The sequence below is a fragment of the Candidatus Sordicultor fermentans genome (assembly GCF_012728195.1).
Classification (GTDB): Bacteria; Atribacterota; Atribacteria; order Atribacterales; family Caldatribacteriaceae; genus Sordicultor; species Sordicultor fermentans.
In genome coordinates this window covers 1-1,874 of the sequence record NZ_JAAYFP010000214.1, presented here as the reverse complement: position 1 = coordinate 1,874, position 1,874 = coordinate 1, and the positions used below count along the sequence as shown (strand labels likewise).

Here is a 1,874-nt window from a genome sequence, read left to right as displayed (position 1 = left end):
AGACCCTGTCTGGATTTTGAACTGGGTCTCTGTTGTGCTCCCTGTCTGGGTTCAGTAACTAAAGAGGAATACGGAGAGAGAGTGAAAAAAGCTCAAGATTTTTTGAATGGCGATTATGAAAGAGTTCTTTCCTGGCTGGCGCAGGAGATGTGGAAGAGGGCAGAGGAGCTGGATTTTGAAGAGGCAGCCCGTTATCGGGATAGGTGGGAAGCAGTGAACAAAATTGTGGCTCGATATCAACTGGTTCTCCCCAGGGCAGAAGATGTAGATTTTATTGATATGGCTGGCGATGAAACCCTGGCTTCTCTTATAGTGCTCCGGGTGAGAAAAGGACGCTTGATAGGAAGCGAGAGTTTTCTCACATCAGGCGGGAAGAGAGAAGAGATATTGAGAGAATTCGGGGAGGAATTTTATTTGAATAGGTTTAACCTTCCTTCCCGGGTGTGCTGGGAGGGAGGAGAAATACCTGAAATAGAAGAAGAGTATGCTATAACTTTTACTCCTCCTCTAACCCGGGAAGAAAAAGAGATGATGACTTTTGCTCGGAGTAATGCGGAGAAGAATTTAGAAGTAGAAAAACTAAAAATGGAAAAAAGAGAAAGAGCTTCAGAAAAAGCAAAAGAAGAGCTGCAAGCCCTCTTAGGTATTCCGTCACCCCCGGAGTGGGTAGAGGGAGTGGATATCTCCACTTTCCAGGGAGGAGAAACAGTGGGAGCCGTAGTTTCCTTCAAAAATGGATTACCGGATAAAAATAATTATCGGAAGTTCATCATTCGAGAAACTGACTATCCTAATGACTATGAATGTTTGAGAGAAGTATTAGAAAGACATCTCCGTTCTCTTCAAGAGAAATCTTCTCCTTTTCCCGATTTAATTCTTGTAGATGGGGGGATAGGGCAACTTAACGTGGCTTTGGAGGTTTTGGAGAACCTGGGAGTTGAAGTTCCTGTTGTATCTTTAGCTGAGGAGTGGGAAGATATATATCTTCCCGGGGAACACCAGCCCTTGCGCCTGCCTCCTCACTCTGAGGCTTTACAATTTTTGCAGAGAGTGAGAAACGAGGCTCACCGCTTTGCCATCACTTTTCACCGCTTGCGGCGTAATAAACAATCTTTTGGTTCGATTTTAGAAGAAGTGAAAGGAATAGGACCAAAGAGGAAGAAAAAACTTCTTTCTGCCTTTAATGATTTAAGAGAGATTTTAGAGGCCGACTCTCGGGAAGTTAGTAAAAACCTGGGTATTCCCGAAAAAACTATAGAAGAAGTTAAAAAACAACTGGAGAAAAACTTATCTCGTGGATTTTAGAACTTTTCTCAAAGATGAAATTTACGCTCAGATTCCTTCCTCTCTTCCCATGTGTCGAGCGGAATGGTGGGGAATGTTTCGGGGAGGAGGAACAATTAAAAGGAGAGAAAGTAATAGCTATCTTTCCTTTTCTCATACCGATTTAAGTTTAATAAAAAAGTGTTTGTGGCTGAAAAATAAACTTTATCCTCACCTTCCTCATTTTCTCTTGCAAAAAGAAAAAAGAGGGATTAATGCCGGAAAATGGTATTCTCTGGATATCCTCTGGGAGGAGAATTTCTGGGAGGAGGGAGGATTTTCTGATGCTTCTCTCTTGAAAGATATGCTTGAGGGGAAAACTGCCCGTGCTTTTTTGCGAGGGTTGTTTGAAGCCCGGGGTTATATCTCGGACCCCTTGCATCATTATCACTTAGAAATTGGCCCTCTTCCTTCTGATCTGGTTTTTGTAGTTCTTGAGCATCTGGAGGAAAAGAATTTACCCTTTCAGTTTCGGGAGCGAAAAAAAGAGAATTATATTTATACCAAAAATTCTTCCGTTATTGGTTCTTTCTTGCACTATCTGGGAGCTT

General features: G+C 42.4%; 1 protein-coding gene and 1 pseudogene. Both read left to right on the top strand.

The genetic code is table 11. From position 1 onward, the window contains the following. Positions 1-1,305: excinuclease ABC subunit UvrC (gene uvrC, locus GXZ17_RS10560; protein ID WP_409377244.1), on the top strand; the 1,305-nt coding region annotated here is incomplete at its 5' end. Further along, positions 1,295-1,874, top strand: a pseudogene (locus GXZ17_RS10555) (DNA-binding protein WhiA); the annotation flags it as partial. The gene uvrC and the pseudogene GXZ17_RS10555, both read left to right, overlap by 11 nt.